13 protein-coding genes are annotated in these 12060 nt (G+C 57.2%); 7 read left to right on the top strand and 6 right to left on the bottom strand.

Going from position 1 to position 12060, the window contains the following annotated elements:
- Nucleotides 1–52: 52 nt before the first annotated feature.
- Entirely contained in the window at nucleotides 53–1462 is a 1410-nt protein-coding gene (locus tag Q675_RS36250; RefSeq protein WP_022993265.1) for an SPFH domain-containing protein, read from the bottom strand.
- Nucleotides 1463–1663: 201 nt separating this feature from the next.
- Here Q675_RS36250 and Q675_RS36245 point away from each other — a divergent pair, with 201 nt between their 5' ends.
- The 3 genes from Q675_RS36245 to Q675_RS36235 all read left to right on the top strand — a co-directional run bounded on the left by Q675_RS36245 (nucleotide 1664) and on the right by Q675_RS36235 (nucleotide 4448).
- Nucleotides 1664–2983, top strand: a complete 1320-nt coding sequence (locus Q675_RS36245; RefSeq protein WP_022993264.1) for a glycerophosphodiester phosphodiesterase family protein — start codon at nucleotides 1664–1666, stop codon at nucleotides 2981–2983.
- Nucleotides 2984–3071: 88 nt separating this feature from the next.
- A complete protein-coding gene (locus Q675_RS36240; protein WP_014422944.1) occupies nucleotides 3072–3509 on the top strand; it encodes a YtoQ family protein in 438 nt (145 codons plus the stop codon).
- A gap of 51 nt (nucleotides 3510–3560) precedes the next feature.
- A complete protein-coding gene (locus tag Q675_RS36235; RefSeq protein WP_031211824.1) occupies nucleotides 3561–4448 on the top strand; it encodes a DNA ligase in 888 nt (295 codons plus the stop codon).
- A 1-nt stretch (nucleotide 4449) separates the two neighbouring features.
- Here Q675_RS36235 and Q675_RS36230 read toward each other — a convergent pair whose 3' ends face one another.
- Nucleotides 4450–5049 (bottom strand): ATP-dependent zinc protease, encoded by a 600-nt coding sequence (locus tag Q675_RS36230; RefSeq protein ID WP_011787101.1) that lies wholly within the window; start codon nucleotides 5047–5049, stop codon nucleotides 4450–4452.
- A 210-nt stretch (nucleotides 5050–5259) separates the two neighbouring features.
- Between Q675_RS36230 and Q675_RS36225 the strand changes: the two genes are divergently transcribed.
- The 3 genes from Q675_RS36225 (at nucleotide 5260) to Q675_RS36215 (ending at nucleotide 7163) form a co-directional block, all read left to right on the top strand.
- On the top strand, nucleotides 5260–6171 hold the full coding sequence (locus Q675_RS36225; RefSeq protein WP_022993262.1) for an esterase/lipase family protein: 912 nt from the start codon (nucleotides 5260–5262) through the stop codon (nucleotides 6169–6171).
- On the top strand, nucleotides 6168–6464 hold the full coding sequence (locus tag Q675_RS36220) for a hypothetical protein (protein WP_014422941.1): 297 nt from the start codon (nucleotides 6168–6170) through the stop codon (nucleotides 6462–6464). Before Q675_RS36225 ends, Q675_RS36220 begins: the two co-directional genes overlap by 4 nt.
- 120 nt (nucleotides 6465–6584) lie before the next feature.
- Nucleotides 6585–7163 carry an outer membrane beta-barrel protein gene (locus Q675_RS36215; RefSeq protein ID WP_011787098.1) on the top strand — a complete coding sequence of 193 codons (579 nt, stop codon included), beginning with the start codon at nucleotides 6585–6587 and terminating at the stop codon, nucleotides 7161–7163.
- A 72-nt stretch (nucleotides 7164–7235) separates the two neighbouring features.
- Here the strand turns inward: Q675_RS36215 and cysK are convergent, their stop codons facing one another.
- The 4 genes from cysK to Q675_RS38490 all read right to left on the bottom strand — a co-directional run bounded on the left by cysK (nucleotide 7236) and on the right by Q675_RS38490 (nucleotide 11099).
- Complete coding sequence (gene cysK / locus Q675_RS36210) at nucleotides 7236–8207, bottom strand: cysteine synthase A (RefSeq protein ID WP_022993261.1); 972 nt, start codon at nucleotides 8205–8207, stop codon at nucleotides 7236–7238.
- A 16-nt stretch (nucleotides 8208–8223) separates the two neighbouring features.
- Nucleotides 8224–9507: a diguanylate cyclase gene (locus Q675_RS38495; RefSeq protein WP_264673088.1), complete on the bottom strand. Its 1284-nt coding sequence runs from the start codon at nucleotides 9505–9507 to the stop codon at nucleotides 8224–8226.
- Between the two features lie 126 nt (nucleotides 9508–9633).
- Nucleotides 9634–9879: a transporter substrate-binding domain-containing protein gene (locus tag Q675_RS38680; RefSeq protein WP_023012128.1), complete on the bottom strand. Its 246-nt coding sequence runs from the start codon at nucleotides 9877–9879 to the stop codon at nucleotides 9634–9636.
- Nucleotides 9880–10004: 125 nt separating this feature from the next.
- The gene (locus tag Q675_RS38490; RefSeq protein WP_023012127.1) at nucleotides 10005–11099 is read right to left on the bottom strand and encodes a transporter substrate-binding domain-containing protein; all 1095 of its coding nucleotides are present in this window, start codon (nucleotides 11097–11099) and stop codon (nucleotides 10005–10007) included.
- Nucleotides 11100–11280: 181 nt separating this feature from the next.
- Between Q675_RS38490 and Q675_RS36200 the strand changes: the two genes are divergently transcribed.
- The gene (locus tag Q675_RS36200) at nucleotides 11281–12060 is read left to right on the top strand and encodes an ATP-binding protein (protein ID WP_023012126.1); all 780 of its coding nucleotides are present in this window, start codon (nucleotides 11281–11283) and stop codon (nucleotides 12058–12060) included.

Here is a 12060-nt window from a genome sequence, read left to right as displayed (position 1 = left end):
GATACCGGGGGCGAATGTCTGGATCGCCCACCCCGGTATCAATGCGTTGGCTTTACTGAGGGATGGTCTGTCCTGAAGACCGGCGCAACTGCTCCATAGCGCCAAGACTGGTAAATACTTCCAGGCTACTGACCGGGCTGGCGCCTGCGTCGGCTCCGACATAGTAGTCCGGCATGTCGATGGTTACGTCCTTCAGGGCCGGGTACATTACCTGGGCGATATCGCGCTGGATTTCGGCCATATAGATATCCCGGGCGGCCTGTTTGGCCAGCAGGTGTGCCTTGGCGACTTCGGCTTCCGCCAGGCCTTGCTCACGAATGGCTTTTGCAGCGTAGGTGGCGGCTTCGGCATTGGCTTTCTGGATGTCTCTCTCAGCAACCGAGATTTCCAGCTGCTTCTGTTTCTCCAGCACGGCTACGGCCTTTTCTTTCTCTTTGCGGACGGTTTCCAGTTCTGCCTGCTGACGCTCCATTTCCACTTCTTTCTGCTTGGAAATAATGGCCAGTTCTTTGCTGCGCTGGGCGTCCTGGATGGCCCGGGCCTTCTCGATCTCTTTTTCCAGCTGCGCGGTTTTGGCTTCGGCGCGGGCGGTTTCCTGGGCCTGGATCGCGGTAATCCGCTTGGCGACCAGGTCCTTCTTTTTCACCAGCAGCTCATCCAGTCGCTTCTCGGGCAGCGGACGACCAATGGTCACCTGGCGTACCTGAATGCCATAAGCATCCAGCGGGTTGGCAATGCGCTTGGCTTGGCCGGCGCTGTCCTGCAGGATGATGTTCTTCCAGACCAGCTGCACTTTCCGCTCCAGCCGGTCGCCGTCGTCATTGGTTGAAGATACGGCAGCCAGGTCGGTCTGCTCCACTTCCACCTGCTGTCGCTCGGTTTCGTAAAGGCCATTCTGCAACTGGTCTTCCAGTTGAACCTTGAACTTGTTCAGACCACCCTGGAAGAACTCTTCGCCGGTGTACTGGGTGGCGGTCACTACGGTCACGTTTTTGGCGTTCTTGATCAGCAGGGAATCGATCAGGTTGTCGTAGCTGCGGAACTCACGATGCATAGCCACAATCTTTTCGGGATCTGCTGACAGTCGGAACCGGAAAGTGGCCGGAATCCGGGCGGTGTAGGTGTCAGCGAACTGCACTTCCACTTCGCCCAGCTGGCGGGTGGATTTGATCTTTTCACCGCTCTCCTGGTTACCGAAACTCAGGGTCATGGCCTGATTGTAGGTATAAACGTTTGAGAAGAACGGCACTTTGAAGTGCAGGCCGGGCTCGGTGAACACGCGGATGGTGCCAAACAGGGTGTCCTGAACCACATAGGTGTAGCCCAGCTCCGTGGTAAAGAAGGAAGACATGGCCAGGAAGACCGCGAACAGCGAGCTTGCGATGGCCAACAGATATTTTTTCAGATTATTCAGAACAGCAGAGAGCATTTTCTCTGTCCGTGAGATTGCCGGGGCGTCCATTCGATACTCCAGATGGGTTCTTGGGGCGGCCGAATGTACCGGAATGTCGTAAATAGTGTGTAGGAAGATCAGTCAGATCCTTGTAGGAAAAGTCTGCATATGAAGAGAAGTTGATCGGCTGGTCAAAAAAACGTCATGCGGTGGTCATGGCTCTTGTGAACACTGACGCTGCAGTATCATTCATTTCACAAGGAGCAGGTTATGAAGTTACGCGTTATCGCAAGTGTGGTGTTGAGTACTCTGATGGCCGGAGCCGCCAATGCCACACCGGGCTGGCATGATGAACGTCAGTGGATGCCGCCTGGGCTGGAAAAGGCATGGCACGATCACCAGGGGCATAAAGGTTGGTACAAGTATCAGGGCAAGCCATCGGTTCAGGTGGGCGCGAGGCCGTACTGGTTGGTTGAGGATATGGATGACGGCCCGCTCAAGGAACGTCTCAAGAGCTGTGACGTGCGCAACTTCCAGGCTACGGACTTCTCGATTGGCCACCGGGGAGCGCCCCTGCAGTTCCCGGAACATACCCGGGAGTCCTACATCGCCGCCGCCAGGATGGGCGCTGGCATTCTGGAGTGTGATGTTGCTTTCACCAAGGATCGCGAGCTGGTGTGTCGCCACGCCCAGAATGATCTGCACACCACCACCAACATTGTCACCATTCCGGAATTGAACGCGAAGTGTACCCAGCCGTTCGTCCCTGCTGATCCGGCATCCGGCACTCCGGCCAAGGCTGAATGCCGGACCAGTGACATCACCCTGGCGGAGTTCAAGACCCTCGAGGGTAAGATGGACGCCTACGATCCGATGGCGACCACACCGGAAGAGTATGTCGGCGGCACTGCTGACTGGCGCACCGATCTGTATGCCAGCCGGGGCACCTTGATGACCCACCGCGAGAGTATAGAGCTGTTCAAGTCACTGGGCGCCAAGTTCACACCGGAGCTTAAAACGCCAGTGGTCGATATGCCGTTTGAGGGCGAGTACAGCCAGCGGGACTACGCCCGTCAGATGATTCAGGATTACATCGACGCTGGCATTAACCCGAAAGATGTGTGGCCGCAATCGTTTAATCTGGACGACGTACTCTTCTGGGTGAATGAAATGCCGCGCTTTGGTGAACAGGCAGTGTTTCTGGATCAGTCGCCGATCACGCCGGATACAGAGTCTCTGGCGCACATGGAAAGCCTGAAGTCCCGGGGCGTGAACATTCTGGCGCCAGCGCTCTGGAAAATGCTGGCGCTGGATAGTTATGGCGAGATTGAACCGTCTGAGTATGCCCGCAATGCCCGCATGGCTGGTCTTGATCTGATCGCCTGGACCGTGGAGCGTAGTGGTCCCCTGGCAAATGGCGGTGGCTGGTATTACCAGACAGTTTCGGATGCCATCAATAACGACGGCGATGTCATGAATGTGATTGATGTGCTGGCTCGGGAGGTGGGCGTCATTGGTGTATTCTCGGACTGGCCGGCCACGACCACCTATTACGCCAACTGCATGATGAACCCGAAAGGGCGCCGTTAGCTGGAGCTGTAACACCTGTCTGATGCCTACATTAAAGCCGGCCTGTAGGTTAGACTGGCCGGCTTTAAACTGGCGTAAGGAGCCCAACATGATCTGGACCGTATACCTCTCCGGCGAAATCCACACCGACTGGCGCGAGCAGATTGCTGCGGGTGCCGAGGCGGCGGGCCTGCCGGTAGAGTTCACGTCTGCCAATACCGATCACGAATCCAGTGATGCCGCAGGTGACTTCCTGGGCAAGCCGGAGAACAATTTCTGGCGTGACCACCAGTCGTCCAAGGTAAACGCCATCCGCACCAAAACCCTGCTTGAGCAGTGTGATCTGGCGGTCATCCGCTTTGGTGACAAGTACAAGCAGTGGAACGCGGCCTTCGACGCCGGTTATTGTGCGGCCATGGGCACGCCATACATTACCCTGCATGACGAAGACATTGTGCATCCGCTCAAAGAAGTGGACGCCGCCGCCATGGCATGGGCTCAAACGCCGGAACAGGTGGTAGAGCTGCTGAAGTATGTAACGGCTTAAGAGCCGCAATATCGGAATTCTGTAAACAGGGACGTAACAGGGCAAAGGACTATGCCACTCTGCAATACCACCCGTGTCAGGGCGATGCCTCTGGCATTCAGTTTTATTGTTGTATCAATCTTCCTTTCAGCGTTTGGGCACGCCAGTGGCCGGCCGCCGGCTCTTCCGCTCGCCAATGTCTACCATCCCGGGGTCAATCTGGAAGAGTACTGGGTCAGTGAAAAGCTGGACGGTGTCCGGGTATTCTGGGATGGCGAGACGCTCTGGTCTCGGGGCGGGTACAGGTATAGCGCACCGGCCTGGTTTACCCGTCAGTTTCCCGCTCAACCGCTGGATGGCGAACTCTGGAGCGGTCGTGGCCGTTTTGCGGAACTATCTGGCGTAGTCCGCAAAGTTCAGCCAGTAGACCAGGAATGGCGTCAGGTGCGCTTCTACGTCTTTGATTTGCCCGAGCCAGATCGGCCTTTTGAGCAACGCTATAGACGCTTGCAACAGCTGGTGACCGCAGCAGATTCGCGTTATCTGGTACTGGTGGAACAGCGGGTAGTTGCCAGCCACGATGAGCTGATGGCCCGGCTTGAGCAAACGGTCGCGGCCGGTGGTGAGGGACTGATGCTGAAACGCCGCAAAAGTTGGTATCAGGCGGGCCGTTCAGATGACCTGCTCAAAGTGAAAAAACATCAGGATGCGGAAGCCACAGTGGTTGCTCATCTTCCCGGCAAGGGCAAGTATGAGGGATTATTGGGGGCACTGGAGGTAGAGCTGGAAAGTGGTCGCCGGTTCCGGCTTGGCACCGGGTTTACCGATGAGGAGCGGCACAATCCGCCTGCTATTGGCGCCCGGGTTACGTTCCGCTATCGCGGCCTCACGGCTACAGGCTTACCCCGGTTCGCCAGCTTTCTAAGAATTCGTAATGACGAACCGGAGAGTATCGAATAGTTCAGCCTGCCAGCGCCTTCTTACTCTCGGCGAGTTCCTCGAGGGTGCTGTATTCACACTCGTTTTCAACGATAAAGCTGCGGCCTGAGTCGATCAGGATGTTGTCATCGCGCATGAAGCGACGGCCCAGCAGCACCGGATAAGAGAACTTGCCCCGATCCGTCAGTGAAAACTGGGTTTCATGGGTTTTGCCGCCAATACAGAAGTCCATTTTTATCACGTATCGGCGTTGTGACGGCGCGCCCTTGCGCTTGATCAGAACGGTCCGGTATACCGGCCGTTCGAATTCGAGAATCACTTCTTCGTGATCAATATCCCCTTCACTGGGCTGGTCTTTGTGGTCGCCCAGTGGAAGTTGGAACCGGACCCACTCTTCATTGTCCTTCTCGAACGGTTCAACATTGACCGCATGCAGAGAGGAGGTCTTGGCACCGGTGTCGAGACGGGCTTTCAGGCGTATGCCGGTTTCGCCCATTACCACCCATTCCACGAACCCCATAACCTCGGGTTCCGGTGTGGCCTCTTCTGTGCTTTCGGCCGATGCCGGAAGCGCGGAGAAAATCAGGCTTGTCAGAGTGAGTAAGAGAACAGCAGATCGCATTAGATGCTTCCTTGTATTTTCCCGGTTAAACGACAAATACGGTTCGAAAGCGTATCAGGATTCCCTCTCTGTCGCCCTTGCCGGCAGATTAAACTTCCTTGAGCCGAAGCGTTGGCAGCCATTCGCCCGTGAGCCGTATTCTGGCCCGATTATCGCCATAGCCATTGTCCCTGGCAGGCGTACACTGGAGTTATCAACAGGAGAATGATGATGGCACCTCAGGTCTCAACCGGGCGAATCCAGCAACAGGTAGCGGCCATCGCCAGTGGTTTTCTTGGCGACTGGCTGGAGCATCGTGGCAATGGTCTTGCCGTTCCTATGTCCGTATTTGCCGGAGATACAGAGCTGCAGGTAGAGAAACCGGAACCCGAGGCGCCCGGCCGTACCCTGTGCCTGTCGATCCACGGCCTCATGGAACTGGAGTCGGTATGGGATTTTCCCTCGCGACCGGGTTACCACTATGGGCGCTACCTGGCGGAACAGCTTGGCGATGCCAGCGCCCTGAAACTGCGTTTCAACACCGGTCGGCCGATTTATCGTAACGGTCAGGAGCTGGCGGCTCTGCTTGAATCCCTGGTCAGTAACTGGCCCGTTCCGGTGCAGCGGTTGATCCTGATCGGGCACAGCATGGGCGGATTGCTGATTCGAAGTGCCTGCCACTATGGTCTGGTGAATGGGCACTCCTGGGTCACACGGAACCCGGATTGCGTGTACATCGGTTCGCCACACGATGGCTCCTGGCTGGCGGTTGGTGCCCACCGGGCGGCCGGCTGGTTAAACCGGAGATCCCGGGACTATCTGAGGGTGATTGGTGAAGTGATCGACCTGCGTAGCGAGGGTATCCGTAACCTGTCCCGGGGCGATGTCCTGGAACCCGGTGTGGAGCCTCAGCCACTGTTACCGGAGGCCCGGCATTATGTGATCAGTGGCTTGCTCCTGCGCGGTCAACAACACCCTGCGAACCTGCTCTTTGGTGACGCCTTGGTGCAGCAGGCCAGTGCTGAAGGCGCTGGCCAATCCGGCTGGCAGCTGGCGGGCTGTGCGAATTTTCCGGGTGTGGATCATATCCGCCTGGCTCACCATACATCGGTGTGCCAGCAACTGGAGGACTGGTTGGTATGAACAAGGGTAATGGCGACATGCACTGGTGGCTGGACCTGGTAGATCTGCTCGCTCACGGGGTGCAACACGGCGCGGTGAAACTGCAGCGGGTTCATTTGTCGGTGGCCGAAGAAAGCTTTCGGATACTGGAAGCTGTGCCGGTTACCCGGCCCGGAGCGAGAGTGGTTCGGGTATGGCACCACGGCATTTCCCGGCTGAGTTATGGCAGTGTGGCGATGGCGGGAGCGGCCGTGACGCGGATTACCGACGGTTATCTGCGGGAACGAGATGACAGGAATGTGAAGAAATCTTAGTCCGGTTTTAACCCGGTACCCCTGAATTCTTCTGTAGGCTGGTTTTACGCAATCGGGAAACAGGATTTCCGATTGATCGTTTCGACGAATGGAAAACCCAACCACAGAGGAAAACGCGTTATGAGCTACAAAGCTGGATTTGCGTGTGCAACTGTTCTGACTGCTGCCGTCTTCACTGCCCCTGCTGTCTGGGCTCAGGATAATGTCAGCCGCGACAAGTCAGGACCGTACATCAGTGGTAGTTACGGGGGATACAAGGCCCACGGTGGCGAATTCGAGGACGAGAACGATCTGCTTGGCGCGGCTCTGGGCTATCAGTTCAACGAATTCTTTGCCCTTGAAGCCGAATACATCGATTTTGGCAATTTCGGCGATGATGACGTGGAAGGTAAGCTTAAAGGCGCGGGCCTGAGTGCCATCGGTCGCCTGCCACTGACCGACAGCTTTGGCGTTTATGCCAAGGCCGGTGCGTTTGCTTCCGCGTTTGATGTTGAAGCCTTCGATGAGGACGAAACCTACGATGAGGTGAATCCTTTTGTCGGTGCCGGTGTCGACTTCCGGGTAACCGAACAGCTGACGGCGTTTGCTGAGTACAACCGCTACAATGTGGACATCGATGAAGACGACTTCAACGGCCAGGTAACCAACGACGGTCCGGATTTCGATACCGGTCGGGTTGGTCTGAAATTCCAGTTCTGACACTGACGTCAGTCGTTAAAAAAAGCGCAGCCCTTAGAGGCTGCGCTTTTTTGTTTTCAGGCACGGTGAGAATTACTGCTGGTTCTCAAGCTCGCCAAAGGTATCGGCAAACAGGGCCGACGAGAGGTAACGCTCGGCCGAATCCGGCAATACCACCACAATGTTTTTGCCCTGGTGTTCCGGCTGTTTGCTGACCCGAATCGCGGCCACCACCGCAGCGCCGCAGGAAATGCCGCACAGAATGCCTTCTTCCCGCATCAGGCGATGGGCCATGGCCATGGCGTCCTCGTTGGACACGGCCTCTACCTGATCGACCAGGTCAAGGTCGAGGTTCTTGGGTACAAAGCCGGCCCCGAGACCCTGAATCTTGTGGGGGGAGGGTTTAATCTCGTCGCCCCGCAGTGTCTGGGCAATGACCGGTGAATCCGCCGGCTCCACCGCCACGGTGGTAATCGCTTTGCCCCGGGTTTGCTTGATGTATCGAGATACGCCGGTCAGCGTGCCGCCGGTACCAACGCCGGCAACAAAGATATCCACTTCACCGTCGGTATCGTCCCAGATTTCCGGGCCGGTGGTGTCCTCGTGAATCTTCGGGTTAGCGGGATTCTGGAATTGCTGCGGCAGGAAGTGGTTGTCCGGGTCGGAGGCAAAAATCTCCTCGGCCTTGGCGATGGCGCCCGGCATACCCTTGGCGGGTTCGGTGAGTACCAGTTCGGCTCCCAGGGCCTTGAGAACCTTACGCCGCTCCAGGCTCATGGAGGCCGGCATGGTAAGAATCAGCTTGTAACCGCGGGCAGCGGCAACATAGGCCAGGGCAATGCCAGTGTTACCACTGGTGGGCTCGACAATAGTCATGCCGGGTTTCAGGGTACCGCGTTTTTCGGCATCCCAGATCATGGCGGAACCAATCCGGCATTTGACCGAGTATGCCGGGTTCCGGCCTTCGATCTTGGCCCAGATCGTTGCGCCATCGTTTACCCGGTTCAGCTTCACCAGCGGTGTGTTGCCGATGGAAAGGGAATTGTCGTTATAGATACGTGCCATGTTCTGCTCCTGTTCCTTATGTCTTGCGTCCGGTCTGTCTTGCTTCCAGGCGGTTTCGACCATTGCCCTTGGCGGCGTAGAGCGCCTGATCGGCCTGCCTCAGATACTCTGCCGGTGAGCCGGTCGGCTCGGGCACGCCATAGGCGAGGCCAATACTGACCGTCAGCTCGATCGGGCTACCCTGGCAGGTATCGCACTGCCGGTTGGCAACCGCTGTCCGGAAACGTTCCAGTCGGTCCATGATATCGGATGCGTCTTCGTAACTGGTGAAAATTATGAATTCCTCACCACCAAAACGCGACAACCGGTCGGTTTCCCGGCGGAAGTGCTCCCGCATCACATCAGCCAGTGCCTGAAGGCACTGGTCACCGGCTTCATGGCCCCAGGTGTCGTTGATTTTCTTGAAGTGGTCGGCATCCACCATGGCCACCGCGAATCCGGTTTTATGGCGCTGGCACCACTGGAAGCTGCGGGGAAACTCGCGGTCGAAATAGCTGCGATTACCCAGTTGAGTGAGATTGTCGGTTACGCTCAGCCGTGATAATGCTTCGTTGGCCTCGGCCAGCTCCCGGTTCAGGCGGCCGAGCTTGCGATTCCAGTACACCAGCAGAGCCGTTATCACAAGGCCGGCAATCAGAATCTGCCAGAAACGGGTGTAATCAACCCGTTCCTCAATCCGGAGATTACGCCAGGTACTCTCCAGGTTTTCCCTCTCCTCTCGAGTGAGGCTGGAAACCAGCCGCTGCATGATGTTGTGCAGTATAGGCTCGTCATTTCGAGTAGCAATGGCCAGAGACCAGTCGGCAGGAACCCGGCCGATCACTTTCAGGTCGGCCAGGCCGAGTGACTGCATGTAATAACTGGCGGTCGCCAGCGTGGTGATGTAGCCGGCCAGTTTGCCGTTTTGCAACTGCCGTAACCCTTCTTGCTCGGAGCCAACCGGAACGAGCTGCAGCGAGGGGTAACGTTGCTTGAGGAGCTCGGCAAACGCGTAGCCGTCGACCACGCCAACGGGCCTGTCGCCCATATCACTCAGCCGTTCGATAAACGGTGCCTCAATGCGCCCCATGATGACATTAGGCACTTCAAGGTAGGGTGTGGTGAAGCTCATATAGCTGGTGCGTTCCGGGGTTTCCATAGCCATAGGGAACATGTCACAGCGGCGGTCGCGGGCGGCGTCAATGGATTCCCGCCAGCTGTCGGTTGGCACCAGTTGGAAATTGAGGTCACCCCGTTCCCGGAACAGCTCCAGTACCTGGGCTGAGAGTCCAACATGCTGGCCATTCTCGACGGCTTCCAGCGGGCTCCAGTCTGGATCGACACAAATACGGACTCTGCGATTATGCTGTTGCAGCTAGTCGGCTTCCGTTTCATTCCACTCAATTCGGCCACCTGACTGGTCAGCCCGGCGGGCCGTGGCGCCGAGCTAGCGGGTTTCGATGGTTCTCTGCTCGGTGGGTGAGATCGACGCCAGAGCCTGGTTCAGGATATCCGCCAGGGGCGACAGGGTCGGTCGGATGCCGAAGCGCAGATCCTCTCCGGTAAAACCGGGAAGTACCAGTTCGCCGGCAATACGCACGCCGCTGATGCCAAGTTCATGTATCCAGTAATTGCCCGAATGCAGGGCATTGATCACTACATCCACGTCGCCCTTCGCCAAGGCGTGGAACATAGGCTCCTGGGTGCTGAAGGTGAGCAGATTTTTTGTGCCCAGAATCGCTTTGACGGCCTCTTCGTAATAGATGCCGGCACCGATGGCCAGGCGGTAGTTTCTCAGGTCTTCCAGCCGGGTGTAGTTCAGGCTGTCACTGCGGGTAAATATGACATTGGGGATAGTGTGATAGGCTCGGTGAAACGGGCAAAGGCTTCCCGTTCCGGGCGATAGGACATGTTTGCCATGATATCGATATCGCCGTTCTGCAGCATTGGAATCAGCTCGTCCCACTGGCCGCGTACCGGAATAATCTGCAGGCCGGTAAGGTCGGCCAGACGATCCATAACGTCCACGCTCAGGCCCAGGGTTCGGCCGCCATCGGTAAAGCTGAACGGAGCATAATCGTCCATGAAACCAACTCGAACCGGCCCGAGGCTGGCCAGGAACCGTAGTTGTTCGGAACTTAAAGGCAGCCTGGCGGATTGTTCCGAAGAATAGCCACCGAACTCCTGCCAGCGTTCGCGCAGATTACTCAGGCGGTTTGTCGGAATGGCATCCAGCCCGGCCTGTAAACGGTCTAGAAGTAGCTGGTCGCCAACTCTGACGCCAATTCGAAAGTCTTCCCGCGATAACTGGTTCAGAGGTGCGGGCCCGGCCATCTCCAGAAAACGGAAGCCGGCCTGGTTGGCCAGGTACTCCATGGTCAGGCGTGGGCCAACGGCTACATCCACCCAGCCAAAGGCCAGGGCCCGCACCAGGCTGGGCAGGGTGTCGTAGGTCTCTATGGTGAGGTCTTCTTCCTGCAGCCGATCCAGGTAGTATATGTTCTCCACCACCCCGATCTTCAGGCCTGCCAGGTCCTTCAGATTCTGGATTGGGGGCAGGTAACGAGCGCTGTCGCGCATCAGGTAGACTTCGCGAAAATGGTAGGGTTCGGTAAACAGGGTCTTTTCAGCCCGCTCCGGGCGCCAGGAAATACCATCAATGGCGTCCAGATCGCCCCTCAGGAATGCTGCGTAAATGTCTGGCCAGCTGCCGGCCCGGAAATCGAAGGTCAGGTTGGCGTTACGAGCGACTTCTCGCAGGACGTCAATGGAAAATCCCGTTGGGGTGCGTCCCTCGAAAAAACTGTATGGTTCGTTATCGGCGACTACGCCGATGGTAATCACCGGAGGCCTGTCCGCAGGGGACTCTGCCCGGGCGAGCCCGGCAACAACCAACAACAATAGCAGAGCCATGAAAGATAGCCGGGAGACGACTAAGATCGGGCGCTGTAGCGTTGAAAACGTGGGGAATGTCAAAATGAACCTTCTATGTTGCTTACCGCTACAGTGTAGTTGCAAATCGTAACCTCTGACAGTCATAACTGGCCAGAATTCATACAGACTTTGTGAAATCTTCAACGAGGAACCGCAGCCCATGGCAGAACAGGCGTTTGATTGGCAACACACACCAGCCGCCGTCTGGCGGAGGCATCGTTCAGGCTTGCGGGCCATTCGCCGGCTGGACCCGGTGCAGTGGCCGGCGCTGACCGGCATCGACCACCAGAAGCAGGCACTGGCAAGGAACACCGAACGTTTTCTGGCGGGTGAGCCCTCCAATAATGCGCTGCTCTGGGGATCGCGGGGGACGGGCAAATCTTCGCTGATCAAGGCCTTGCTGAACCGCTATTGCGATCAGGGCTTGCGCATGATCGAGGTGGACAAGGACGACCTGGTCAATCTGCCTGAAATTGTCGACGACATCTGCGATCTGCCGTTCCGGTTTGTCATCTATTGTGACGACCTGTCGTTTGATGTGGGGGAGTCTGGTTACAAGGCATTGAAAAGCGTGCTGGAAGGCTCACTGGAGCTGCCGCCGGAGAATGTGCGGGTGTATGCCACGTCTAATCGGCGCCACTTGATGCCGGAGTTCATGAGCGACAACCTCAAAAGCGAAGTCCGGGATGGCGAACTGCATCCGGCCGAGGCTATTGAGGAGCAGGTGTCGCTGGCCGACAGGTTCGGTCTTCAGTTGTCGTTCTACCCGTTTTCGCAGGATGTCTATCTGCAGGCGGTGGATCTGCTGTTTTCCCAGGTACAGGACCGTGAAGCTCTGCACCTGGAGGCGGTGCGTTTTGCTACCGGCAAGGGCGTGCGCAATGGCCGCACTGCCCAGCAGTTCTATCGCCAGTTCGCAGGCGACCCGCGCTTCTGCTGA

The organism is Marinobacter sp. EN3, assembly GCF_000475315.1.
GTDB lineage: Bacteria > Pseudomonadota > Gammaproteobacteria > Pseudomonadales > Oleiphilaceae > Marinobacter > Marinobacter nauticus.
This window is presented reverse-complemented; position numbering and strand designations above follow the sequence as displayed.

Bases quoted from the DNA above. Each gene is read 5' to 3' on its own strand.
- Q675_RS36250 (WP_022993265.1), bottom strand. From the start codon at position 1,462: ATGGACGCCCCGGCAATCTCACGGACAGAGAAAATGCTCTCTGCTGTT.
- Q675_RS36245 (WP_022993264.1), top strand. From the start codon at position 1,664: ATGAAGTTACGCGTTATCGCAAGTGTGGTGTTGAGTACTCTGATGGCC.
- Q675_RS36240 (WP_014422944.1), top strand. From the start codon at position 3,072: ATGATCTGGACCGTATACCTCTCCGGCGAAATCCACACCGACTGGCGC.
- Q675_RS36235 (WP_031211824.1), top strand. From the start codon at position 3,561: ATGCCACTCTGCAATACCACCCGTGTCAGGGCGATGCCTCTGGCATTC.
- Q675_RS36230 (WP_011787101.1), bottom strand. From the start codon at position 5,049: ATGCGATCTGCTGTTCTCTTACTCACTCTGACAAGCCTGATTTTCTCC.
- Q675_RS36225 (WP_022993262.1), top strand. From the start codon at position 5,260: ATGGCACCTCAGGTCTCAACCGGGCGAATCCAGCAACAGGTAGCGGCC.
- Q675_RS36220 (WP_014422941.1), top strand. From the start codon at position 6,168: ATGAACAAGGGTAATGGCGACATGCACTGGTGGCTGGACCTGGTAGAT.
- Q675_RS36215 (WP_011787098.1), top strand. From the start codon at position 6,585: ATGAGCTACAAAGCTGGATTTGCGTGTGCAACTGTTCTGACTGCTGCC.
- cysK (WP_022993261.1), bottom strand. From the start codon at position 8,207: ATGGCACGTATCTATAACGACAATTCCCTTTCCATCGGCAACACACCG.
- Q675_RS38680 (WP_023012128.1), bottom strand. From the start codon at position 9,879: ATGTTCCACGCCTTGGCGAAGGGCGACGTGGATGTAGTGATCAATGCC.
- Q675_RS38490 (WP_023012127.1), bottom strand. From the start codon at position 11,099: ATGGCTCTGCTATTGTTGTTGGTTGTTGCCGGGCTCGCCCGGGCAGAG.
- Q675_RS36200 (WP_023012126.1), top strand. From the start codon at position 11,281: ATGGCAGAACAGGCGTTTGATTGGCAACACACACCAGCCGCCGTCTGG.